The following is a 24,734-nucleotide window of genomic DNA, read 5'->3' as shown; positions in this document are numbered from 1 at the left end:
GATTTAACTTAAACTTAATTCAGACTTAGGTCTTTCTCTAAAGAAATCGATAAAACTAGGTGGGTTTTCAACAATACCACGTTTTGAAACTAGTTTTATATCAATATTTCTTTCCTTTGCTTTATATAGAAAATCTTCCAATATTTCTATAACATCATTATCTAAATACCTGGTTTTTATTAGATTAATTTCTAAATAAGTATCTCTAGGTAGACTATCTAATTCTTTAAGAATAGCACCTTTATTAAAGAACGTAACTTCTTCCGCAAGGGTCATTTTTATTTTATGCTTACCATTACTTTTGTCTTCAATATGAAGGAAATGGGAGTTTTGGTAGCTCTTTAATAAAATTACAACAATACCTACCAATAATCCTAAACTAATACCAACTAGTAAATCGGTAAACACAATACCAACCACTGTAGAAATAAAAGGCACCCATTGTTTCCATCCTAATGCATACATTTTTTTGAATAACGTCGGTTTTGCAAGTTTATAACCCACAACCAATAAAATTGCTGCCAATACGGATAAAGGAATCATATTTAATAATCGAGGTATTAAGATAACCGATATTAACAACAGAAACCCATGTAATATGGTAGATAGTTTACTTTTTCCTCCAGACTGAACGTTTGCAGAACTTCGTACAATAACTTGGGTTATAGGTAATCCACCTACCAACCCAGACACAATATTTCCTGCACCTTGTGCAAATAATTCCCTGTTGGTTGGTGTAACATTTTTATCTGGATCTAATTTATCCGATGCCTCAACACATAAAAGAGTTTCTAAACTTGCTACTAATGCAATTGTAAAAGCTATTACCCACACTTCAGTATTAGTGATAGCTCCAAAATTTGGAAAACTAAATTGATTCAAGAAGGATGCCGCATCTTCAGGAATTGGCACACTAACCAAATGTTTATCTAAAATAGCCAAACCTTCATTATCACTTGTAACCATAACATAAATAATACCAACTATTACAGCTACTAAAGGCCCTTGAATAACCTGAAAAAACTTAGCCTTTTTTGAAAGGATTATATCCCAAAATAAGATAATAGACAAACCTATAATTCCAACCGTCATTGAACCTAGGGTAATATTATCTGAAATGTTCAGAATTGCAGAAAATGTATTTTCACCTGAAGCCTCTACAAAACTGTCAGCACCTTCTGGTTCCGAATCATAACCAAAGAAATGAGGAATTTGCTTTAATATAATGATAATACCAATACCTGTAAGCATCCCTTTAATAACTGAAGACGGGAAATAATAACCAATAACACCAGCTTTTAAAACTCCAAATATGATTTGAATAATTCCAGCTAAAACTACAGCAACTAAAAAGTTTTGATAACCACCCAAAGTGCCTATTGCGGTTAAAACAATTGCGGCTAAACCAGCTGCAGGTCCACTAACTCCTATTTTAGACCCACTTAAACCTCCAACAACAATTCCTCCAATAATACCTGCTATTACTCCAGAAAATAAAGGAGCTCCACTGGCAAGAGCAATACCTAAACATAAAGGTAAAGCAACAAAAAATACAACGATACTTGCGGGCAAGTCGTTTTTTAACGTTTTAAACATACTATAATAATTTTAACCTCTTGGATATTTTTCAAAAGGTGTTAGACTTGATAATTAGACTTTATTCAAAAAGTTCCAAAAAAAACCGGAAAATTATAATATGATGTATTCGGGAGGTGGGGAAATTAAATTGAGATGTGGTTTAGGATAGCTCTTAAACCTAAAATTAAAAAATTGATAGCTTTTTAATTTGAAATGGGTTGTAAATTCGGCAGAGGCAATTGAAAATGGAGATACCACCTTCTTTGCTTTTGAATTTTCTTCTTCCTCTGCTATAGAATAAAAGATTGATGTATCAACAGCATCATCTAATACAACAATTACCATGGGAGCCATGATAAGCCCCATAAATAATAAAGTAAAGAAAAGTGCTATTGTTTTTTTGTACATCCTTTTTCTTATCAAAAAAGCAAATATAAAACTTAAAGCCTGTTATTATGTTAAATAATTTTTAAAATGATTTAAAAATTATTGATTTTTGGTTATTTCTTTTTTTAATAGTGAAAAATTATGGATTTGATATAATGAAAACCTCAAATAGCGCATAACACGTGTATTTGGTAGTATTCTCATTTTAAATAAAGTGAGTAATCTATTTCATTTTTAAATATCAATTTAGATAGCGGCAGCTTCTATCTACCTTTAAATTGTCATCATTTAAGGCAGATTGAGTGTATTGTTTTTAATTAGAAAGAATCAAAGAATTAATTATTTCTAATTAAAACTCAAGATGACAAAACATTTACAAAAAAAAATATAAAAATTTAATACCATCCTCGTATATTATATGTTGGCTGTTGGTTTAAACCATAGGCAACCCCTACATCTCTAGCAGCCTGAATACTAGATCTTTCAACATCTAATTCTTTTAACTTATAAATCCAATCTCTATCTAAAAGTTCTTTAGCTTTTATGCGTTCAGCAATATTTTGATACAAAACCTTTACTTCATTAAAACACGACGCTTCTGGTTGAATGCTTGATAAGATGGCACCTGCTTCATTTGCTGCATCTAAATCTTGATTTGCAGCCCAAATACTGCTTGCTTCATTTAATTTTCGTTTGCAGTCTAAATTAATGGCCTTGATATAAACAGCGTTTATTTTATTTTTAACATCATTAAAGCAGTTGCTTACAACAGGGACACCAGACAATAGCCCTAAAGCAGCTTCATAGTTATTTTGCGAAGCTAGCGCATCGGCTTTAGCAATTACCAAATTACAATTGGTGTTATAATAGTCAATAATACGCTCCTTACTTCTAGAAACTAATTGTTGAAGCACCGGGTTTTTAGGCTTTATTTGGTTAACCGCCGCCATAAATGCTTTGTTTTCATTAGTACCCACACCTTTCACTTGAATACTTTCACTAGAGAAAAGAGTACCTTCAAAACCATCACCCACATACATGGTTACTTCCAAATTTAATGCAATGGTTGGCGGTGCCGTTGGCATAACATCTTTGCTAAGCACTATAATTTTAGGTGTAATTATAAACTGCGATCCATACCCCCCTTGCCCAATACCATTTGCTGTAATTATTTGATTTAGCTTATTGGTCAACATGTTTTCCGCATATGCAGGAACACTTTCTATTTGATTAGGAATATAAGAACCTAAAAAAATACCATCATAATTAACATTACTTTGGGCCGTTAACACTAAGGAGCAAAGAAACATGAAACTGAATAATAAGTTTTTCATTTGTTTAAATTTTATAATTTATTTACCTCCTAAGATAACCGTAGCCCTACCCAATCCTTTCATAACCAACTTATTTGATATGTTGTAAGGAGCCTCTTTTAAGTATTTACTAAGTTCGTTTACAAAGCGTCGGGCATCCATAGCTCTGCCTTGTTCATTTTCTAATGGAATTCTTACCTGTTCAAACAATGCCATGTTCTCGGTTATATTAGCCGTACTGAAACGACCTTTTACTGTATTGGCAGCCAGCCAATCTTCAATAATAAAACTAAGTTCTTCGCCGTCAAATTCTGTTTCCAAATCACCATCCCAATCATCCCATTTTTGAACACGAACAATTATTTCTCTTCCGTTAGCAAACATATCATCAAAATGTGCCTGTAAACGTTCTGTAAATTTATCCATATGCGCCAAAACCGCTTCTGAAAGCAGTACTGGCAATTCCGCTGAGAAAGAGGGCGCACCCGTACCTGCAGCAGTGGCTATTTGTTTATCTGTATAAGCGTCTAATCCCTGAAGATTAAAGGTTATAGACTTTTTAGGTCCCGTTTGATTTACGACCCATGTAAGCTGCATGATAATATCGGCTTGCGCCACTTTCTTTAAAGCATCAATTGGGCTTTCGGAAACATCACTACCAGAATCTTTTGACGAACGCATATTGTCTTCAGCCGCATTTGATTTTAAGGTTTTAATAGCAGATTCCATATTTTTCAATGGGAAACCTCTATCTGCCATCATACCATTTATCTGGCTAATTACAAGAAGAACATCTGTGTCTTGTTGAAAGGCTTTTTGATAATCTGGTATTTGTACCATGGTTCCTTGATCATCATAATTGATAACATAGCCGTTTTTTATGCACCAAGCATCACTAGGAACAACCATAAGTGTTGGCTTTTTGGCCTGGCTAATTGCTACTGTACTTATAAAAAATAGACAATAGCCAATGTATAAATGAATCTGTTTTTTCATAAAATATTATTTAAAATTAAAACCCCGACGCTAAACCTCTAACGATGCCTTCTTCTTCCAATCGTTTTCTTAACATGTCTGTTTGAACATTAACAACAGCACCTATTTTGTATTCACGCTTACTTACCTTTAGCCTATCGCCCGGTGCGATATTGCCATCAGTAGCCGCAGAAACATACCTAAGGTAATCGCCACCATCTGCAAAAAAGGCTTCAAAAAAAGCGGCATGTTCAGAAGCCTTTTCTGCCGATCTTAATAATGGGCTGAAAGATGTACACCCCTGTGGCCCTCCTGCAAACCCTTTAAAAATTATACCGTGTACTGCGTTTTTCATGGCATGAGAAATAGCATGTTTCGGATTTTTGGAATACGACCAAACTTTAACAAGTTTAGAGCCTAATTTTCCAATCCCTTCACATTCTATATCATAACGAAATATTTCAGTATCCTCATTGGCTTTTTCATTTTTCCATTGGGCATTAGTGGTTATTCCTGTTAGTAAAATAACCACCATGATAGTTAGTTTTTTCATGTATAGTGTCATAGTTTTTAATAGTTTTAGGTTAATTAATTTGTCGGATTAACATACCTGCATAATATTTCCCTTTAGAGCCACTAAAAGTTGTATACGCCATGTCTGAAGGGTTTTCTTCGTTGGCATTGTATCTGTTGTCCCAAATCAGGTCTTTCTCTACTTTTATAACACCCACCCGTTTGTACTCCGTTACACCATTATCATTTAGTATTTGTTCTAAAACTTCATACTTGTCGCCTTTTTCTAAGTTTTCTTTTAGTCCAATTTTGGCGGTTATAGGGTCCCCGCTTATTAAGGGTGTTTTGGTTCTAAAAACCTCAAATTCTCGTTGCAGTTTTGCAATTACGTTATCTATAGCTCTTATAGTTGCCACACTAATTAAATCCTGATTGCTTTTTTTAGAAAAGGACGTGCTTTGTATGTCTGCCCAAGAAGTTTCAGTTCCGATGTATTCCAATTTAAAAAGATCTGTTTCGTCAAATGCCTTTTTCTTTTCCGAATCAACGGAAGCATCATCGGTCCAAAAATCATTGTAAAAAATACTAGCCACTTCATCATTCCAAACCAATTTGTAGAGATAAGCATTTGTTTTTATAACATAGCCTTTTCCTGCAACACCAACACCACCCGAAGCTAAAGTACTGGCGGTCGCAATATCATCCTTACCTAAATAGGAAGCAACTGAAGAAATATTCGCTAATAAGCCTTTGGCTTTTTCTGCAACCTCCTCTTTATTGGTGTATTTAAAATTGTTCACGATTACAAAGGTGTTATTTATAAGTTCCTCGCCTGCATCTGCCAACATAGCTGATCCTCTTTCGGTATTATTGGCTATTTTGACATCTAAATCGGATGCGTTATAGAAACCTCGTTCAGCAATTAAATCCATATTGAATCCGCCTAATTCACTTCTATTAAACCATTTTTCAACCAAATCCTTGGCTATTCCCTTGCTGTTTAGGTAATTCAATATAGCTAGGTGTTGGTTTGCTTTTTCTTCTTTTTTATCATTTGAATTTTGGTTAAACTTTGAAAAAACGCCTTTCTTTTTTGTGTCATCTTCCTCCTTAACCAACGTGTCTTTATAAACAAACGTGGAGTCTGATTTTGGAATTAAGCGAAGGTTTACAATATGATTGTTAAACTTATCAATTAAAGGTGCATTAATAAATTTGCTTTGAATGGTATCACTATATTCCTGTTCAAGGTCACTTATCATTAAAGTATGTAATGAACTTCGTTTATACTTAAAGTCCGAAACTGCTTCTTGCGCTCTTAACAATGCGCTTGAAAAGAGAGTTAATACCAGTATAAGATTTATTGAATTTTTCATTTAGAGGGATTTTTGGGTTAAATAAACTAATAGCTTCTGTTGTAATATTGCCATAGCTAGTTTAAAAGTATTTACGTAACTAAAATATCGAATACAAGCTTCGGAAATAGTGCTCTGCAAATAATTGTACTGTGCAATTACCCGAACGGTTTTATTTAAAGCAATTACATTTAGGGAGTTTAATTGATAATCAATGATTATCCGATGACTAAAAGAGTAATTTTTATTTTCATTTGTGAAGGTTTTAAAAGATTAGTTAAAAGCTGTTTGATTCTGAAATTATTTCACTAATTAGTTTTAGTCTCTATTATAATACTATTCTATTAATCCCAAGTCACTACCCCATTCATGGTCAATATAGTTCCGGTGTCGGTATTAATAACCGTTGTGTTTTGAAAAGTCACCTTTTTATTTGTTTTATCAACACTAAAGCCCGTACCACAATCGGTATCAAAGGAAGAAGTTTCCGAGGGTGTGGTGCATACATATCTAAACTCTTCGCCATTTTTAAGTATAGCCATAGAAATTGCTTTCTCTCCGTCAGCCATATCTTCTGCACTAAATTGAACAGCCACAATAACAAAGGCATTAGAAAAATTTGTTGGTACAAGTTCACCATCTTCAATGTTGGTGTTTTCATCAAGTAAGGTTACAGATTTGGAAGTGCCTGTAGTATCTAACCCATCAATATCTATATTTCCAACCTTTAATGAAGTACCAATGGCTGCTGTATCAGGGCCAGACAACTGAATGGTTCCAAAAACGGCTCCATTATCGGAATCATTGCCACCATTATCCGAACAGCTTGTTATAATTATCAGTGTAACTAAAAATAATAATGAGTTGATTTTTTTCATTTTTTTTAATTTGTAATTGATATGAACTTAATTATATCATTTAAAACTATTCAAATCAATGCTCTTCCGTATGTTTGAAAAATGCTTGAATTAGATTTCTACCCATCCATGTTTGTAACGAAGTAAAAAAGAAACATGGTAAGACTTTTCTATCTTGAAATACCATGGCAGAACAATAAATGTCACCGAAAATTTGAGAGATTTCATTAAAAACTGAATATGAATTGATTAATAGCTTCTATAAACCTAGTTTTTAATATATTAAAAAACTAACACTAATTATTATTTATAGGTATTTATTTATTATCTGTAGCTTGTTAATTATTTTTTCAAGGATTATTCTGATTTATTTTTAATATTTTCAAGCTTCAACCCACGAAGTATCTTTTAAATTGATTCGTAATTCGTACGTGTTAGAATAAGTTATTATGTTATAATTTATTCCAATGTATTGGCGAAAGACTCTCGTGAAAAATTACTGTTGAAAAGAAAGATGAAATTGCCAGATTAGAAGAAAATAAAAAGAACATCCTTAGAATCAGTTTTGAAATAGAACGATTAATTGCTTAGTAGGTTATTTAACCTTTTAGGACAATACAACACAATGCTATTTCTAAAAGGCACAAAGATGAATTTCTAATGAGCTTAACCTAGTATAATAAAAAAATGCAAACCTTAAGGTTTGCATTTTTTTATTATATAACACTTAGACAATTAAATTATAAAGCTACCAAATCGTCCTTTTCATTTTTAGTAGGTAAATCGGATTTACCCATTAAATAAATATCCACTTGGCGTGCTGCTTCGCGACCTTCAGAAATTGCCCAAACAATTAAAGATTGTCCTCGGCGCATATCACCTGCAGTAAATATATTTGGAATGTTTGTTTGATACTTGCCGTAATCAGCTTTATAATTAGAACGCGCATCTTTTTCTATACCTAATTGGTCTGCAATAGTGCTTTCTGGTCCTGTAAAACCTAGAGCTAATAACGCTAAATCACAAGGCCATGTTTTTTCAGTCCCTTCAAGCTCTACTAACTCTGGACGCTGTCCAGGAACCATTTTCCACTCTACGTTAACAGTTTTTAAAGCAATTAGTTTACCATCTGCATCTTTAACAAATTCCTTGGTATTTATTAACCAGTTTCTTTCAACACCTTCTTCATGTGATGAAGATGTTTTTAACTGTAATGGCCAAAAAGGCCAAGGTGTTGCCGGAGATCGATGTGCTGGTGGCTTTGGCATGATTTCAAAATTCACTACCGATTTTGCACCCTGACGATTAGAGGTTCCAACACAATCTGAACCTGTATCACCACCTCCAATAACAATAACGTGTTTATCTGTTGCTAATACTTGGTTTTCTACTTCTTTACCGAAAACAACTTTAGTTTGCTGAGTAAGGAAATCCATCGCTTGCACCACACCATCAGCATCAGCTCCTGGTGTTGGTAATCCGCGTCTTTCTGTAGCACCGCCACATAATACTACGGCATCAAAATCCTTTAACTGCTTAACGTCATAATTAACGCCAACATTTACATTGGTTTTAAAAGTGATTCCTTCCGCTTCTAAAATTGCGACTCTACGGTCTATAATACCTTTTTCCATTTTGAAATTTGGTATACCGTAACGTAATAATCCACCCACTTCATCATCTCTTTCAAAAACAGTTACCGTATGTCCTGCTCTGTTCAATTGCTGCGCTGCAGCTAATCCAGCCGGTCCTGACCCAACAACTGCAATGGTTTTTCCTGTTCTGGTTTTAGGTGGTTGTGGTTTTATCCAACCTTCTTTAAAAGCACGTTCTACAATATTTTTTTCAATATTTTCAATAGAAACGGGGTCTTCAATAATCCCTAATACACACGACTTTTCACATGGTGCAGGACATAAACGACCTGTAAACTCTGGGAAATTATTTGTTGAGTGTAATAACCAAGAGGCTTTTTGCCATTCGCCTTGGTGTACCATATGGTTAAAATCTGGTATTAAATTACCAAGTGGACAACCACTATGGCAAAATGGAATACCACAATCCATACAGCGAGAACCTTGTTTAGTTAACTCCGCTTCACTTAAAGGAATTGTAAATTCTTTATAATGCTTTACACGCTCATTTACTGGCGCATTGCTTTCATCTTGTCTTTCAAATTCTTTGAATCCTGTTACTTTTCCCATGACAATTATGCTGTTGTTAATTCTTCTACCATTGGTTCTTCAGTCTCTAAACGTATTAAAGCACGTTTGTATTCCGTTGGCATAACTTTTACGAAATTTTTCAAACTAGTTTCCCAGTTTGTTAATAATTCTTTACCGCGGTTACTATTAGTATATTTTACATGTTTTTCAATTAATGCTTTTAAATCATCCGCATCACCATTTAACACTTCTTCAAACTCAATAGTACCTGTATTACACAATCCGTTAGTAAATTTGTTTTCTGGATCGTAAACATAAGCAATACCTCCACTCATACCTGCTGCAAAGTTTCTTCCTGTTTTACCAAGAACAACTACTTTTCCTCCGGTCATGTATTCACAACCATGGTCTCCTACGCCTTCTACTACAGTTATAGCTCCTGAATTACGAACTGCAAAACGCTCGCCAGCAATACCATTTATATAAGCTTCACCTTGTACAGCACCAAATAAACAAACGTTTCCAACGATAATGTTATCTTCTGCAACAAACGTAGCTTTAGCAGGTTTCTTAACAATTAATTTGGCTCCTGACAATCCTTTTCCAAGGTAATCATTTGTGTTTCCTTCTAGTGTAAATGTTAATCCATTTGCTCCAAAAGCTCCAAAACTTTGACCCGCAGAACCTGTAAAGTTGATGTTTAATGTATCTTCTGGCAATCCAAGATGACCATAAATTTTAGAAATTTCATTACTAACAATAGCCCCAACCGTACGATCTGTATTATGGATAGGATATTCCAACGTCATTTTCTCTTTTCTATATAAAGCTCTGTGAGAATCTTTTAATATCTGGAAATCAAGTACATCATTTAAGTTGTGTTCTTGTTTTTCAGTATTTCTAACAGGCATTACTTTATAAGCTTCCGGTCTATGTAATATTGCCGAAAGATCTAAGCCTTTTGCCTTATAATGTGTGATGGCTTTATTGGCGTTTATTTTGTGAGTTTGACCAACCATTTCTGCCAGAGTTCTGAACCCTAACTGGGCCATAATACCTCTTAATTCTTCAGCAATATAATAGAAGAAATTAATAACGTGTTCTGGTGTGCCTTTAAAGTTTTTACGTAACTCTTTATCTTGAGTTGCGATACCTACTGGGCAAGTGTTTAAGTGACACTTACGCATCATGATACAACCTGAAGCCACTAATGGTGCTGTTGCGAAACCAAATTCTTCAGCTCCTAATAAAGCGGCAATGGCAACATCTCTACCGGTTTTTAACTGTCCGTCGCATTCTACAACAATTCTACTTCTTAAATTGTTTAATACTAGGGTTTGTTGTGCTTCGGCAAGACCAAGTTCCCAAGGTAAACCAGCATGTTTTAATGATGTTAAAGGAGATGCTCCCGTTCCACCGTCGTAACCTGCAATTAATACTACATCGGCTTTTGCTTTTGCAACACCAGCTGCGATAGTACCTACACCAACTTCTGAAACCAACTTCACGTTAATTCTTGCATCGCGATTGGCATTTTTTAAATCGAAAATCAATTGTGCTAAATCTTCAATAGAATAAATATCATGATGTGGTGGTGGTGAAATTAATCCAACAAAAGGGGTTGAATTACGTGCTGCAGCAATCCATGGTAATACTTTTTCCCCAGGTAACTGTCCACCTTCACCAGGTTTAGCTCCTTGAGCCATTTTAATTTGTATTTCCTTAGCGTTGGTTAAGTAGTGGGATGTTACACCAAAACGACCAGATGCCACTTGTTTAATAGCCGAGTTTCTGCTATCTCCATTTAAATCTGGATGGAAACGTTTTCTATCTTCTCCACCTTCTCCTGAATTGGATTTTCCTCCAATACGGTTCATGGCAATGGCTAAATTTTCATGTGCTTCTCTAGAAATAGATCCGTAAGACATCGCTCCAGTTTTAAAACGTTTCACGATTTCAGTCCAAGGTTCCACTTCATCTAATGGAATTGGGTCCAGTTTATCAAATTCAAACAATCCTCGAATTGTCATTAAATTCTCGGCTTGCTCGTTTATAGCTTTCGCATAAACATCATAACTTGCCTGATCACTTAACCTTACTGCTTGTTGTAATTTTGAAACGGTAGTAGGGTTAAACATATGGCGTTCACCATTACGTCTCCATCTATAATCCCCTCCAATATTTAAACCTAATCGTTTATCAATTAAATTATCTGGATAGGCATATTTATAACGTTCTGTAATTTCTTTTTCAATTTCATACAAACCAATACCTTCAATTCTAGAAGCTGTATGTGGAAAGTATTTTTCAACAAATTGAGAGTTGAAACCTACTATTTCGAAAATTTGAGAACCTCTGTACGAATGCAGAGTAGAGATCCCAATTTTGTTCATAATCTTTAAAATACCTGAACCAATGGCTTTATTGAAATTAGTAACAGCTTTATCTTCATCCATACCCGTAATAAAACCTTCTTTTACCTGCGCACGGATAATTTCATTTACCATATAAGGGTTAATTGCACTAGCGCCATAACCAAATAAAGTGGCAAAATGATGTGGTTCACGTGGTTCTGCCGATTCGATAATGATATCGAAGTAGGAACGTTTACGTAAGCGGTTTGTTTGATGATTTACATAAGAACAAGCTAATAAGGCAGGTATAGGTGCAAAATCTTTATTAACACCTCTATCTGATAATATAATGATATTTACACCTCTATCAATTGCTTTTGAAACTTGAATTACGATATCTTCCAGAGCATCCTCAAGACCATTAAGTCCTTGTGCTTTTGGGTATAACATATGAATAGTTTCAGCCTTGAAACTTTCAATTTTTATAGTTCTAATTTTTTCTAAATCCGCATTAGAAATTACCGGATTTTGAATTCTTAACTTTCTACATTGTCTTTCGGTAATGCTGAATATATTGCGGTCTTTACCTAAATTTAAAGCAATATCTGTAACAATTTCTTCGCGAATACCATCCAAAGGTGGATTGGTAACTTGTGCAAATAATTGTTTAAAATAGTTTGAAATTAATTGAGGTCTATCCGATAAAACAGCTAACGGCGTATCAGTACCCATTGACCCTAAAGCCTCTTTACCTGTAATTGCCATTGGCGTTATAACATCCTGAATATCTTCAAATGTATAATTAAATAAACGTTGACGCGTTTTAATATCAATAGTTTCTATAGAACAGGTTTCACTAGTATAAGGTACATCCTTTAAATGTAACCTTGTTTTATCCAACCATTCTTTATATGGTCTTTCTAAAACAATTTTACTTTTTATTTCTTCATCTTCAATAATGCGTCCTTCATTCATATCAACCAAGAACATTTTTCCTGGCTCTAATCTACCATGTCTTTCAACATCTTCTGGAGCGATATCAACAACCCCAATTTCTGAGGCCATGATTAATTTACCGCTTTTAGTAATGGTATATCTAGAAGGTCTTAATCCATTTCTATCTAATAATGCACCAATATAATCACCATCTGTAAACGGTACGGATGCTGGTCCGTCCCAAGCTTCCATGATACAAGCGTTGTATTCATAGAATGCTTTACGCTCCTCAGACATGGTTTTGTGTTTTTCCCATGCCTCAGGAATCATCATCATCATAATTTCTGGTAATGATCTATCGGTGTGTGTTAACAACTCAACAACCATATCCATGGAAGCAGAATCCGATTTTCCAGGCAATATTATAGGAAATAATTTCTCTATTTGTGGTCCAAAAACATCACTCTTCATGATTTCTTCACGAACACGCATTCTACTTACGTTACCACGCAACGTATTAATTTCTCCATTTTGACACATATATCTAAATGGCTGTGCTAACTCCCATGTTGGCATGGTGTTAGTGGAGAAACGCTGATGCACTAATGCCAAACGTGTAACTAAATCTGGCTGTTGTAAATCGGTATAATAAGGCCCAATATCTTCAGGCATAATTATACCTTTGTATATCAAAGTAGTGGTAGATAAACTTGGAAGATAAAAATAGCTACTTTCAGAAATTTTAGATTTTCTAATGGCATGTTCGGTAATTTTTCTAGCAGCGTACAATTTAGCCTTAAAGGTGGCCTCATCCATATCCCCAGCTTTTCCTATAAAAATTTGCTCAATAGTTGGCTCTGATGCACGGGCAATTTCCCCTAATTGAGAAGAATCAACAGGAACTTCACGCCATCCTAATATAGAAAGTCCTTGATCTTTAATTTCCTTTTCAAAAGTATCTTTACAGAATTGATACTGGTTACGCACCTTAGGCAAAAATACCATACCCACGGCGTATTCACGTTGCCCAGGAATTTCAAATCCACATACGCGCTTAAAATAATCGTGAGGAATATCAATTAACAAACCTGCACCATCGCCGGTTTTCCCATCAGCACTTACACCTCCACGGTGTTCTAACTTCACAAGAATTTCTAGAGCATCGTGAATGATTTGATTTGTTTTCTCTCCTTTAAGATTACAAATAAAACCTGCCCCACAATTTTCATGTTCAAATTCAGGCGAATACATTCCTTGTTTCTTCAGCATAATCAACAAATATTGGTTTAAAACTAGAGTTGAAACGCTAAGATATAACCTAGTTTTTGAATAACAATAGGGGTTTATTCATTATTTCGATTTTAGAAAGGAAGTTGAGTTAAAAATAATTATATATCAATAATAAAGACATTTTTTAATAAATACTCAACACCTATTATATAACAATAATTGCAAATAACTGAATTTATGCTAATAATTAAGGAGAATATTAGAATAAAACATTAAAATTTTAGAAAATACTGACAATTATTCAAATGCGCTATTTGTTAAAAAAACAATAAAATTTAATTTTTACACAAGCACCCGTCAAAAAAAGGGGGTAAAAATGAAATATTCACAAAAATTAAATTACACCCCCCTCTTTTTATGGGGGTTAAACATTTTTGATTTAGTTTTGAGTTATTCTTAAGGAACATTAACCAATAAAAATTAATAACTTAAAATTAAACATTATGAAAAAACTAATAACACTTTCAATGCTTTTCATGGCAGGTGTAGTATTTGCACAAGATGGATCACCAAAATTCACATTAAGTGGTAGTGTTGATGCATACTATCAAACTTACTTATCAGCACCTGATAATGTTGGCACATCTTTCGGTACTGCATTTGCTGGACAATCAGGATTTGCCTTAGGCATGGGAAACATCATAGCAAGTTACGAGGGTGAAACTGTAGGTGCTGTTCTTGATTTAGTTACAGGGCCAAGAGGTGCTGGCGCTACTTTTAATTCTGACATTGTTGATGGTATTGTTAACCAAGCATATGTTTACTGGAATGTATCTGAAGGAACAACTTTAACATTTGGTCGTTGGAACACATTCTTAGGTTATGAAGTTATTGCTCCTGCAGCTAACTTTAACTATAGCTGTTCATATTTATTCTCAAGCGGTCCTTTCTCACATATGGGTTTAAAAGCTGATTTCGCTTTATCTGATGAGTGGAGTTTAATGTTAGCTGTTACAAACCCTTGGGACGTTAACGACACTTCAATGACTGGCGAATATGCCCTTGGTGCTCAATTAGGATATTCAGGACAATTTTTAAATTTATATTATGATAGTGGAAACAACGATGGATTAGGTTTCGAAATTGACTATACTGGTGGTTTCGATTTATCTGACAGCTTCTTCTTAGGCATAAACGCTGCATACAATGACAATGATGGTTCTGGTTTTTACGGAGCTGCATTATACCCACAGTTAGCTACTTCTGACTCTTTTTCTCTTGGGTTAAGAGGTGAGTATTTTGGTTACCACGGCGATGCAAATCCTGCAGAAGAAAGTGTTTTAGGACTTACTTTAACAGGAAGCTACTCTATTGAAAACTTAATTATTAAACCAGAGATCAGATTAGATTCTTGGAGCGACTCAATGCCTTATGTTGATAGCGATGGAATGGCATCTGACAACCTTGCTGCATTTACTTTAGCTGCTATCTATTCTTTCTAAGAAATTATTAAATACAACACATAAGGAGAACAATTGGATTTATATTGTTCAATTGTTCTCTTACTTTTTATAATTAACTAACCCTTAAAACTTATTAATATGTCGATATTAAATTTCTCTCTCCTGATTCAAGACACCGCAGCTGTTGAGGCACTAGCTGAATCCGTTAAAGGTGATATGGGGATGCTTTGGATGCTTATTTCAGGTATCTTAGTATTCTTTATGCAAGCAGGTTTCTTCTTAGTTGAATCTGGAATGACTGATTCAAAAAATGCAGTAAACATCGCAATGAAAAACTTCTTGGACATTGCAGTAGGCTCTTTAGCTTTCTGGTTTATTGGATACTCTTTAATGTATGGAGCTGACGCTTCTGGCGGATTCTTACACTGGGGAGGCTTCACATTCTCTCAAGGTGCTGCCGATTTATTTTTCCAAACTGTATTTGCCGCAACCGCTGCAACTATTGTTTCTGGAGCTATCGCAGGAAGAACAAAATACACAACATACGCAATTTTCAGTATTATAATGACAGCCTTTATCTACCCAATAGCCGGTGGATGGGAATGGAATGGCGGTTGGTTAAACAACACAGACGGAATCATGCCTGCTGAATTTATTGATTTTGCTGGATCTTCAATCGTTCACTCTGTAGGAGGATGGGCCGCATTAGTTGCCGCTTGGATGGTTGGACCTAGAATTGGAAAATTCTTAAATGGTAAACCTGTTGAGATGCACGGTCACAACCAAATGTACGCTACATTAGGTGTATTTATCCTTTGGTTAGGATGGTTTGGTTTTAATGGTGGTTCTCAATTAGCTTGGGGTGGCGATGATGCTACTGCAGCTTCTCAAGTAGTTCTTGTTACAAATTTAGCTGCATCAGCTGGTGCAATTGCCGCTTTATTATTCACTTGGTTTAAAAACGGAAAACCAAATTTAGGAATGACATTAAATGGTTCACTTGCCGGTCTTGTAAGTATTACTGCTGGTTGTGGAAACATGACTGAAGGAGGCGCAATCTTAGCTGGTTTAGTTGGTGGACTTCTTGTAGTATTCTCTATAGGATTTGTTGAAAAAACTTTAAAAGTTGATGATGCTGTTGGTGCCATATCAGTACACGGTGTAGCCGGTGCTTGGGGTACTTTGGTAATCGGTCTTTGGGGTGTTGACGGCGATACTGGTATCGGTCTTTTCAATGGCGGTGGCGCTGCTCAATTAGGCGCTCAAGCTATTGGTGTGGTGGCATATGCCATATGGTCTATAGCGTTGTCCTTTATTTTCTTATATATATTAAAGAAAGCAATTGGCTTAAGAGTTTCTGAAGCAGAAGAGATTGCTGGATTAGATATTTCTGAACACGGCTCTTTAGCTTACCCAGGTAAGAGACAAAGAGAAATAGACTAACATTACTTAAATACAAAATCGAAAAAAGCCTTATTAGAATTAATAAGGCTTTTTTGGGTTAATAAAATTAAATATCAAATGAACTAGAATATACCAATAAATCATTACAGATTCATATTATGAAAAAAATTGAAGCAATTATTAGAAAATCAAAATTTCGCGAAGTAAAAGAAGCATTACAAGAAGTTGGCGTAAATTTTTTCTCCTACTGGGATGTTACCGGCATAGGAAATGAAAAAGAAGGACATGTGTACCGTGGCATTTCTTATAGTACCAGCGATATTCAACGCAGGCATTTAGCTATTGTAGTTAATGATAATTTTGAAGAAATAACCATTAAAGCGATCTTAAGATCTGCAGCTACTGGCGAGGTGGGAGATGGTAAAATTACAGTATCAGAAATAAAAGAATGCTACAGAATTAGAAACGGAGAAAGCGGCGGAGAAACACTAAATTAATCATTAAATATGATTTAAATAAGCTTAAACAATTAGTTAACACATGCGCTTTCAGTCATTAAAAACAGGTTTAAACGTCAAAACTCACCCCTACTTTGAATATCAAATTTTACAAATAATTCGAATTTCACAAATATATCCCCAAAAATAAAGGGGTACTGTTGTGTATTTGTTATTAATAAAAACTTACACCCTTGTTTTTTAACCCCCATATGAATTATTTATTATTTTTGATTTTTCAAAATTTAAAATTTAATACAAATGAAAAAAATTGAAGCAATTATTAGAAAATCCAAATACCGTGTGGTAAAAGAAGCTCTACATGAAGTTGGAGTAAATTTTTTCTCTTATTGGGATGTAACTGGAATTGGTAACGAAAAAGAGGGTCATGTTTACCGTGGCATATCTTATAGTACCAGCGATATCCAGCGCAGACATATAGCAATTGTAGTAAATGATGATTTTGAAGAATTAACAGTACAAGCCATTCTAAAATCTGCTGGCACAGGAGAAGTAGGGGATGGAAAAATATTTGTTTCTGACATAAAAGAAGTTTATCGAATTAGAACTGGAGAAAAAGGCGTAAGCACTTTAAAATAAAAATCATCTAAACAAAACAATAAAATTATGGAATTACTTACAACAAATAATGTATGGATGATGATCTGTACAGCATTAGTATTTTTTATGCACCTTGGATTCTCTCTATTAGAAATCGGGTTAACAAGACAAAAAAATACTTTAAATATTTTATTCAAAAACATTTTTATTATTACCGTTGGCTTACTCTTATATTGCTTTGTAGGCTTCAATTTAATGTATCCAGGAGAATTTAATGGCTTTATCGGTTTTGCTGGTTTTGGTTTAGATTCACCTTTAACAGCTGAAGGTGCTTTGGATTTAACTTATAATGAAGGTTATACATACTGGACAGATTTCTTATTCCAAGGTATGTTTGCCGCTACTGCTGCAACAATAGTTTCTGGTGCGGTTGCAGAACGTGTTAAAATTGTGCCTTTCATGATTTTCACTGTAGTATATGTTGGTCTTGTTTACCCAATTGCAGGATCTTGGAAATGGGGTGGTGGTTTTTTACAAACTTTAGAAACTCCTTTTTATGACTTTGCAGGTTCAACTTTAGTTCACTCTGTAGGGGGATGGGCCGCAGTAATTGCCGTTTGTTTATTAGGCCCACGTATTGGTAAATTTAAAGACGGGAAACCACAAGCTATTCCTGGACACAACATTCCATTAGCAACTGCTGGGGTATTAATTTTATGGTTAGGTTGGTTTGGTTTTAATGGTGGCTCTGTACTTTCGGCAGATCCTACATTAACATCTTTAACTTTAGTTACAACCTGTTTAGCTGCTGCTGCTGGCGGTGTAGTTGCCATGTTAGTTTCTGCAGCAATGTATAAAAATTTAGATTTAACTATGTTCTTAAATGGTATTTTAGGTGGTTTAGTTGGAATTACTGCTGGTGCAGACCAAATGAGTCCTACTGATGCTCTTATTATCGGTTCAGTTGCGGGCGCAATCATTGTATTTGCTGTTGCCTTTATTGACAAGCTTAAGTTAGATGATCCTGTTGGAGCTATTGCAGTACACTTAGCTTGTGGTATCTGGGGAACTTTAGCAGTAGGTATCTTTGGTAACCTAGCTGGTGTAGACCAATTTGTTAGTCAATTAATAGGTGTAGGTGCTTATGCGATATTCTGTTTAATTACCTCATTTATTATCCTTTTCACACTTAAGAAAACTATGGGAATACGTGTTTCTGAAAAAGAAGAATTAGAAGGTTTAGATGCCCACGAACATGGTATGGACGCATATCCAGATTTCAGGTTAAATGAGCATTAATCTATAAGGCCTCATCATATAGTATTAAAAAAAGAGATGTTTTGCTAACTGACAAAACATCTCTTTTTTTATGGTATAAATTGAAGCAGTTTAACAATACTGCCAATTTTTTATTTAATTTTGATAAAAACTATTAAATGAAGTTATTATGAAGAAAATTGAAGCTATCATTAGAAAATCTAAATATAGAGTGGTGAAAGATGCTTTACATGAAATTGGAGTGAATTTTTTCTCCTATTGGGATGTAACAGGCGTAGGCAATGAAAAACAAGGACATGTTTACAGAGGTGTTTCATACAGTACAAGCGATATACAACGCAGACAATTATCGATTGTAGTGAACGATGATTTTGAGGAAATTACTATACAAACTATCTTGAAAGCTGCTGCAACTGGAGAAGTAGGTGATGGAAAAATATTTGTATCGGATGTAAACGAAACTTATAGAATCCGCACTGGAGAAAGAGGCGGCAATACTTTAAAATAAGTTTGTTTTATTTATTAAGGCTTCAGAATCAAAAATAAAAAAGGCTGTCATGATTTTTTCAGGCAGCCTTTTCTTTTATAAAAATTTGAATTTATTTCAACACTTTAAGGTATTAATCTAAATGATAAATTTCTCTAATCTTTTCCAAAATCACATCAAAATCAATTTTCAAATCTATTAGTTTACCAGTATGTATATCAAAAACCCATCCGTGTACAATTAAACCGCGTTCCCTATAAGCTTTTTGTACTGCTGCAGTTTTTATTAAATTCACACATTGTTCCTGTACATTCAATTCCACTAATCTATCGTATTTTTCCTCATCACATGCAATAGCATTAAGCTCCTTTTTATGAATTCTATATACATCGCGTATATTACGTAACCATGGATTTAAAATACCTAAATCGGCCGATTGCATAGCAGCTTTAACTCCTCCACACGCATAATGCCCACATACAACTACGTGATTTACCTTTAAATGTTCTACAGCATAATTTACCACAGACATCACATTTAAATCGATGCTAATTACCATATTGGCAATATTTCGATGTACAAAAACATCTCCAGGACCTAGACCCATTAACTCTTCGGCCGTAACCCGGCTATCAGAACATCCAATAAATAATAATTCTGGATTTTGACCCTCACCTAACGATTCAAAATAGTTTGGATTAACAGCTAATTTATCTTTAATCCACTTTTCATTATTTTGAAATACTTTATCTAAATTCATACAAAAGCATTATTTGGTTAAAGATACATTAAAAAGAGTTTAAAGCGCTTTTAAATCTTCAGTAGGAATCCAGCCCATTTTACCATCCTGAAGCTTTATTTTTTTCCAACTATTTAAAGTGTCTAATATTTGGACTTTCGTACCTTCATGTAACCTAAAAGATTCTTCACTCCTATTATTGGGAGCACTTTTTATAATACTTTCTTTGGCAAATACTATAGCTGGCCGATCTCTTTTATCTAAATTAAATTTATGAAATGCAAATAACAATGAAATGCACATAAACATCAAAGATGCTAAACTACCTAAAAATGCCAAGCGTTTTCTTAACGTTGTGTAAGCAAAATAGTAAATTAAAAACAGGATTACAAAGCAAAACACAAAAGCAATAGATATTTTTGACCAACCATCATATGTAAATGTATTGGCAGTATTATTTAAAAGTTTAGCTAAACCTGCTTCTGGAATTACATCTATAGCATCAATAGTCATATTCCTTGCAAAGGCTAAGTTATTCTCTATATCGGCATCATTTGGAGCCAATTTAAGTGCTTTTTCGTAAAAATAGATACTAGGTGCTATGTGATTTAATTTGTAATGTGCATTTCCTAAATTAAAATACAGTTCTGCAGAATGATTTTTGGTATCCAATATTGCATTGTACTTATCAATAGCCTCTGCGTACTTTCCTTCATTATATAATGCATTAGCACTCTCAAAAATGGCATTGTTTTGTGCAAATACACTAATATTTAACAAAAACGATAGTATGTATAATAACTTTTTCATCTTAACGTGCTTGTTTATCAATTAATGAAATGGTTTTGGACGCTTTCTCATAATCTTCCTGCATGGTTACAATGTCAATAGGTGTGTAACGTGCCAATTCACAACTTTCTAAAATGCTAAAGAAGTCTTTTATAACCAAGGAATCTACCTGCTTTTCTACTAGCAAATCATTGATTCTATCCTTGCTCAGCTCATAAGTTTCTATATGTAATCTTGCTTTCAAATAATTATGAAGTGCTTTTTCTAAAGCAATGTAAAATACTTCCTTTTGTCCTAGCGATTTTTTTGCACTACTCAAATACTTTCTAGCCAATTTATCAGCCTTTCTTATTCTATTCCCGTAAACATCTGCATCTCTAGTTGCTTTTTTATTTCTAATAACAATGGCTATAGGAATTGCTAAAAAAGGCAATAACAATAAACTCCAAAAAGTAGTGGATTTAAAAAAAGTAGATGTGTTTGTACTAACAAGATCGGTTTTAGTTTTTATATAAGCAAATTGATCTTTACTTAAAACCACAGGCTGTTTATTTCCATTTGAAGCGGTTGTATTATTACCTGCGTTTAAAGGACCATCTAAAACATCTAAAATAATTTCTTCCGAAGACAAACGTTTATAGGAACCAGTCTTAAGGTCAAAATATGAAAATGAAATACTTGGTATTGGATATTTACCCTTATACTGAGGAACAACGGTATAATTATCAGAAATAGCTCCTTGCATACCCGACAAACTAGTATTTACATTTTCGGTATGTTCTGGCTCATAAACTTCTAAGGAACTTGGTAAGGAGACTTTAGGTAATTTAAATAACTTTAAATTTCCATTACCCTTCACAATCACTTTTAAGTCCAAAGATTCAGAAGCTTTTAATTCTTTTTTTGAAGCTACAACATCAAATGTAAAATCGCCGACGGCTCCAGTAAAATCTAATGGTTTCCCTTCTTCTGGTAATGGTTTTACAGTGATTGTATTGTTGCCTGCCGATACTACTTTGTTTGTGCGAGACATTAAAACACTTCCAAATATGTCACGCCTGTTAGTAGGCACTCGCAAAGCAATATCCAAACTAAGTGGCTCTATGTTTAATTTACCTGTTTTTTGCGGGTATAAAACAGTTTTTCTAAGTACTAAGAATCTGTATTCTTCACCTTTATACATACCGTTTTGCACCTTCTGCCCTTGTGTATCAATATTCTGACTCCAAAAGTCGTTATACCTAGGGCTATCTATTTCATTCCAATTATCAACCGCAATATTTGGAGAAACATACAGTTTATAAACCACTGTAATTGCTTCATTTAAATATGGGTTTGTTTTTGAAACTTCTGCGACCAAATGAATACCTTCTGAAGCTATATAACTCGGGTCGTTCGGGTCTTTTGGAATATCAACTGCGGCAGTAACTTCAATACTAATTGGCACAGTTTTATATGTTTCACCACCAATATTAATTGTAGCTTGAGATATTGTAAAGGTGCCACGTCCCTTCGGTGCTAAAAAGTAACTATATACTTTTTTATAGTTTCTAACACCATTAATCCAGGAGTGGCTTACGGATTGATTTGGGCCTCCTATAACGGTAAAATTTAAAAAATCGGGTGGGTTGAAATTATCACCATCCTGATTCATCTCAAAATCGACACGCAGCCGTTCATTAACCCCCAACTTTTGCTTGCTAACTTTAGCTTCAAACTTAACCTGAGCAGAAAGCATACTTGTGAAAACTATGAATACTATTGATATGTGCTTTATGAATTTCATAAAAAATAACGAACAAGGATTAACCATTAACGATTGTTGAATTTTTACCAGTCTTTTTCAGTTTTTACTTTAACACCTTTTTGTTTTTCAGCATTTATTTTTTCCTGAACTTTTTGTTCCTGATTGTTCATTGCTTCTAACAAACTCTTAACTTGCTGAGGCGACATTTGACCCTGACGTGGTTGCTGAGGCTGTTGCTGCTCTTTCTTATCGCCTTTGCCCTTGTCGTCTTTTTCATCTTTTGGCTTACCTTTATCATCTTTCTTATCGTCGCCTTCTTTTTTATCCTGATCGTCTTTATCTTTCTGATCTTGATTTTTGTCGTCTTTGTTATCGCCCTGATCTTTTTTATCCTGATCTTTTTGGTCATCCTTTTTGTCTTGATCCTTATCGTCTTTATTTTGGTCGTTTTGATCTTTTTGTTGTTCTGCGCAAATTTTTGCTAAACCTAAATTGTAACGGGTTTCATCATCGGTAGGATCGTTTCTTAAAGCATTTTTAAAAGCCTCAACAGCTTCTTTACACTTTTTATTCTGCATTAAAACATTTCCAATATTATGATAAGCTTTATGTTTCTCGGCTTTTGAAGTCGCAACCTTAGCCGCCTGGTCTAAACGATAAATAGCTTCATCTAAATTGCCTTTTTTGATGTATGAATTTCCTAAATTATAAATTCCGGCAACCGATGTTGATTGCTCTGAAATGGCTTTGCGGTATTCCTTTTCAGCAGAAACAAAATCCTTTTCACCTATTAAATTATTAGCTTCATACACATAATTATTAGCTTTTTTTGCAGCCAATAACGCTTTCTTTTCATTGTCTTGGGAAAAAGAAAATGTCGTTATTAATGTTAATAGAATTAGTAATTTATATTTCATTTTTAAAGTGCTTTAATCAACTTATAAATATAAAAAACCGTGTAACCGTTTATAGTTAAAGGTTTTATAAAAATTTAACCACGCTTCCGCGAAAATTATAAATTTTCGTTAAATAAATTTAGCTTTTTCAACCAAGCTGTTTTTCTTTCTAGTAGGAAAACATCCAAAAGCAAGAAGAATATAGCAAAACCTAAAAACCATTGAAATTGGTCTTTAAAATCGGCATATTCTTTAGTTTCAAATTCTTTTTTGTCCATTCCATTTAAAATATCGCCAATGTTTTTAACAACATCATTGGTATTTCGTCCGTTCAAATATACACCGTTAGCTTCGGATGCAATATTTTTTAGCGTTTCTTCATCTAAACGCGTTATAACGGTTTCGCCTTGGCTATCCTTTTTATAATTTAAAACAATGCCATTTCGTTTTTCAGGAATAGGCCCGCCTTTAACATCACCTACTCCTATAGTAAAGATTCTAATACCTGCTTCTTTAGCTTCTTCGGCAACTGCGGTCGCCTCCTCGCTATGGTCTTCACCGTCCGAAATAATAATAAGAATTCTATTGGTTTGTTCTTCATCATCAAAATAAGTTGTAGCTAATTTGATGGCTTCATTAATTGCTGTTCCTTGTGAAGAAAGCATATCAGTATTCATACTTTGAAGGAACATTTTTGCCGAAGCATAATCGGTTGTTATGGGCAATTGCGGAAAAGCTTTTCCGGCGTAAGCAATAATACCAACACGGTCGCTTGCCAAATTATTCACAATTTGGGTAACCAATTGCTTTGCTTTATCTAATCGGTTGGGCGCTATATCTTCAGCGAGCATACTTTTTGAAACGTCTACAGCAAAAACAATATCAACACCTTCGCGTTTTACGGTTTCTAACTTCGTACCTATTTTAGGGTTTACTAAAGCAATTGCTAAACACGCAAAAGCTAAACTTAACACCACCAATTTTAAAATCGATTTAAATAATGATGCATTCGGGCTTAACTTTTTAAGCAATGTTTTGTCTGCAAATTTACGTTGGGTACGGTGTTTCCAATATTGAAGCACCAAAAAAATTAGGATTATTACTGGAATAACCGCTAACACCCAAAACCATATTTTTTCGTCTAATTGATACATTTTTGTTTAGATGTTTGTCGTGGATTGGTTTAGTTATATCTCCACGAATTACTTCG

At 34.3% G+C, this 24,734-nt stretch carries 20 protein-coding genes; 6 read left to right on the top strand and 14 right to left on the bottom strand.

Annotation, left to right across the window (positions count from 1 at the left end; genetic code table 11):
* Positions 1-3: 3 nt before the first annotated feature.
* The 9 genes from ABYI63_RS01945 to gltB form a co-directional block, all read right to left on the bottom strand.
* Complete coding sequence (locus ABYI63_RS01945; RefSeq protein ID WP_372752853.1) at positions 4-1,596, bottom strand: SulP family inorganic anion transporter; 1,593 nt, start codon at positions 1,594-1,596, stop codon at positions 4-6.
* Between the two features lie 93 nt (positions 1,597-1,689).
* A complete protein-coding gene (locus ABYI63_RS01940; protein WP_372752851.1) occupies positions 1,690-1,986 on the bottom strand; it encodes a hypothetical protein in 297 nt (98 codons plus the stop codon).
* A gap of 374 nt (positions 1,987-2,360) precedes the next feature.
* On the bottom strand, positions 2,361-3,299 hold the full coding sequence (locus ABYI63_RS01935) for a hypothetical protein (protein ID WP_372752849.1): 939 nt from the start codon (positions 3,297-3,299) through the stop codon (positions 2,361-2,363).
* Positions 3,300-3,317: 18 nt separating this feature from the next.
* Positions 3,318-4,274, bottom strand: coding sequence for a DUF6175 family protein (locus ABYI63_RS01930; RefSeq protein ID WP_372752847.1), 957 nt, complete (start codon positions 4,272-4,274; stop codon positions 3,318-3,320).
* A 16-nt stretch (positions 4,275-4,290) separates the two neighbouring features.
* A complete protein-coding gene (locus ABYI63_RS01925) occupies positions 4,291-4,806 on the bottom strand; it encodes a hypothetical protein (RefSeq protein WP_372752845.1) in 516 nt (171 codons plus the stop codon).
* Positions 4,807-4,837: 31 nt separating this feature from the next.
* Complete coding sequence (locus tag ABYI63_RS01920; protein WP_372752843.1) at positions 4,838-6,142, bottom strand: hypothetical protein; 1,305 nt, start codon at positions 6,140-6,142, stop codon at positions 4,838-4,840.
* Positions 6,143-6,465: 323 nt separating this feature from the next.
* The gene (locus tag ABYI63_RS01915; protein WP_372752841.1) at positions 6,466-6,999 is read right to left on the bottom strand and encodes a hypothetical protein; all 534 of its coding nucleotides are present in this window, start codon (positions 6,997-6,999) and stop codon (positions 6,466-6,468) included.
* A gap of 719 nt (positions 7,000-7,718) precedes the next feature.
* Entirely contained in the window at positions 7,719-9,182 is a 1,464-nt protein-coding gene (locus tag ABYI63_RS01910; protein WP_372752838.1) for a glutamate synthase subunit beta, read from the bottom strand.
* Between the two features lie 5 nt (positions 9,183-9,187).
* Complete coding sequence (gltB, locus tag ABYI63_RS01905) at positions 9,188-13,702, bottom strand: glutamate synthase large subunit (protein WP_372752836.1); 4,515 nt, start codon at positions 13,700-13,702, stop codon at positions 9,188-9,190.
* A 464-nt stretch (positions 13,703-14,166) separates the two neighbouring features.
* On the opposite strand from gltB, the gene ABYI63_RS01900 reads away from it, so the two are divergent.
* The 6 genes from ABYI63_RS01900 to ABYI63_RS01875 all read left to right on the top strand — a co-directional run bounded on the left by ABYI63_RS01900 (position 14,167) and on the right by ABYI63_RS01875 (position 19,374).
* Positions 14,167-15,165, top strand: a complete 999-nt coding sequence (locus ABYI63_RS01900) for an outer membrane beta-barrel protein (RefSeq protein WP_372752834.1) — start codon at positions 14,167-14,169, stop codon at positions 15,163-15,165.
* Positions 15,166-15,264: 99 nt separating this feature from the next.
* Positions 15,265-16,569, top strand: a complete 1,305-nt coding sequence (locus ABYI63_RS01895) for an ammonium transporter (protein ID WP_372752832.1) — start codon at positions 15,265-15,267, stop codon at positions 16,567-16,569.
* Between the two features lie 119 nt (positions 16,570-16,688).
* Entirely contained in the window at positions 16,689-17,027 is a 339-nt protein-coding gene (locus ABYI63_RS01890; RefSeq protein WP_372752830.1) for a P-II family nitrogen regulator, read from the top strand.
* Between the two features lie 261 nt (positions 17,028-17,288).
* Positions 17,289-17,627: a P-II family nitrogen regulator gene (locus tag ABYI63_RS01885; RefSeq protein ID WP_372752828.1), complete on the top strand. Its 339-nt coding sequence runs from the start codon at positions 17,289-17,291 to the stop codon at positions 17,625-17,627.
* A gap of 27 nt (positions 17,628-17,654) precedes the next feature.
* Positions 17,655-18,887, top strand: a complete 1,233-nt coding sequence (locus tag ABYI63_RS01880; RefSeq protein WP_372752826.1) for an ammonium transporter — start codon at positions 17,655-17,657, stop codon at positions 18,885-18,887.
* A gap of 148 nt (positions 18,888-19,035) precedes the next feature.
* A complete protein-coding gene (locus ABYI63_RS01875; RefSeq protein ID WP_372752824.1) occupies positions 19,036-19,374 on the top strand; it encodes a P-II family nitrogen regulator in 339 nt (112 codons plus the stop codon).
* A 112-nt stretch (positions 19,375-19,486) separates the two neighbouring features.
* Here ABYI63_RS01875 and ABYI63_RS01870 read toward each other — a convergent pair whose 3' ends face one another.
* From ABYI63_RS01870 to ABYI63_RS01850, 5 genes are all read right to left on the bottom strand, one after another.
* Positions 19,487-20,113 carry a carbonic anhydrase gene (locus ABYI63_RS01870; protein WP_372752822.1) on the bottom strand — a complete coding sequence of 209 codons (627 nt, stop codon included), beginning with the start codon at positions 20,111-20,113 and terminating at the stop codon, positions 19,487-19,489.
* 39 nt (positions 20,114-20,152) lie between these two features.
* Positions 20,153-20,902: a tetratricopeptide repeat protein gene (locus tag ABYI63_RS01865; protein WP_372752820.1), complete on the bottom strand. Its 750-nt coding sequence runs from the start codon at positions 20,900-20,902 to the stop codon at positions 20,153-20,155.
* Position 20,903: 1 nt separating this feature from the next.
* Positions 20,904-22,667 (bottom strand): BatD family protein, encoded by a 1,764-nt coding sequence (locus tag ABYI63_RS01860; protein WP_372752818.1) that lies wholly within the window; start codon positions 22,665-22,667, stop codon positions 20,904-20,906.
* A gap of 44 nt (positions 22,668-22,711) precedes the next feature.
* The gene (locus ABYI63_RS01855) at positions 22,712-23,545 is read right to left on the bottom strand and encodes a tetratricopeptide repeat protein (protein WP_372752816.1); all 834 of its coding nucleotides are present in this window, start codon (positions 23,543-23,545) and stop codon (positions 22,712-22,714) included.
* 95 nt (positions 23,546-23,640) lie between these two features.
* Positions 23,641-24,678 (bottom strand): VWA domain-containing protein, encoded by a 1,038-nt coding sequence (locus ABYI63_RS01850; RefSeq protein WP_372752814.1) that lies wholly within the window; start codon positions 24,676-24,678, stop codon positions 23,641-23,643.
* Positions 24,679-24,734 lie beyond the last annotated feature (56 nt).

This window comes from Mariniflexile sp., assembly GCF_041583155.1.
Taxonomy (GTDB): Bacteria; Bacteroidota; Bacteroidia; order Flavobacteriales; family Flavobacteriaceae; genus Mariniflexile.
This window is presented reverse-complemented; position numbering and strand designations above follow the sequence as displayed.

Excerpts from the sequence above, each read along its gene's own strand:
- ABYI63_RS01945 (WP_372752853.1), bottom strand. The coding sequence starts at position 1,596 with ATGTTTAAAACGTTAAAAAACGACTTGCCCGCAAGTATCGTTGTATTT.
- ABYI63_RS01940 (WP_372752851.1), bottom strand. The coding sequence starts at position 1,986 with ATGTACAAAAAAACAATAGCACTTTTCTTTACTTTATTATTTATGGGG.
- ABYI63_RS01935 (WP_372752849.1), bottom strand. The coding sequence starts at position 3,299 with ATGAAAAACTTATTATTCAGTTTCATGTTTCTTTGCTCCTTAGTGTTA.
- ABYI63_RS01930 (WP_372752847.1), bottom strand. The coding sequence starts at position 4,274 with ATGAAAAAACAGATTCATTTATACATTGGCTATTGTCTATTTTTTATA.
- ABYI63_RS01925 (WP_372752845.1), bottom strand. The coding sequence starts at position 4,806 with ATGAAAAAACTAACTATCATGGTGGTTATTTTACTAACAGGAATAACC.
- ABYI63_RS01920 (WP_372752843.1), bottom strand. The coding sequence starts at position 6,142 with ATGAAAAATTCAATAAATCTTATACTGGTATTAACTCTCTTTTCAAGC.
- ABYI63_RS01915 (WP_372752841.1), bottom strand. The coding sequence starts at position 6,999 with ATGAAAAAAATCAACTCATTATTATTTTTAGTTACACTGATAATTATA.
- ABYI63_RS01910 (WP_372752838.1), bottom strand. The coding sequence starts at position 9,182 with ATGGGAAAAGTAACAGGATTCAAAGAATTTGAAAGACAAGATGAAAGC.
- gltB (WP_372752836.1), bottom strand. The coding sequence starts at position 13,702 with ATGCTGAAGAAACAAGGAATGTATTCGCCTGAATTTGAACATGAAAAT.
- ABYI63_RS01900 (WP_372752834.1), top strand. The coding sequence starts at position 14,167 with ATGAAAAAACTAATAACACTTTCAATGCTTTTCATGGCAGGTGTAGTA.
- ABYI63_RS01895 (WP_372752832.1), top strand. The coding sequence starts at position 15,265 with ATGTCGATATTAAATTTCTCTCTCCTGATTCAAGACACCGCAGCTGTT.
- ABYI63_RS01890 (WP_372752830.1), top strand. The coding sequence starts at position 16,689 with ATGAAAAAAATTGAAGCAATTATTAGAAAATCAAAATTTCGCGAAGTA.
- ABYI63_RS01885 (WP_372752828.1), top strand. The coding sequence starts at position 17,289 with ATGAAAAAAATTGAAGCAATTATTAGAAAATCCAAATACCGTGTGGTA.
- ABYI63_RS01880 (WP_372752826.1), top strand. The coding sequence starts at position 17,655 with ATGGAATTACTTACAACAAATAATGTATGGATGATGATCTGTACAGCA.
- ABYI63_RS01875 (WP_372752824.1), top strand. The coding sequence starts at position 19,036 with ATGAAGAAAATTGAAGCTATCATTAGAAAATCTAAATATAGAGTGGTG.
- ABYI63_RS01870 (WP_372752822.1), bottom strand. The coding sequence starts at position 20,113 with ATGAATTTAGATAAAGTATTTCAAAATAATGAAAAGTGGATTAAAGAT.
- ABYI63_RS01865 (WP_372752820.1), bottom strand. The coding sequence starts at position 20,902 with ATGAAAAAGTTATTATACATACTATCGTTTTTGTTAAATATTAGTGTA.
- ABYI63_RS01860 (WP_372752818.1), bottom strand. The coding sequence starts at position 22,667 with ATGAAATTCATAAAGCACATATCAATAGTATTCATAGTTTTCACAAGT.
- ABYI63_RS01855 (WP_372752816.1), bottom strand. The coding sequence starts at position 23,545 with ATGAAATATAAATTACTAATTCTATTAACATTAATAACGACATTTTCT.
- ABYI63_RS01850 (WP_372752814.1), bottom strand. The coding sequence starts at position 24,678 with ATGTATCAATTAGACGAAAAAATATGGTTTTGGGTGTTAGCGGTTATT.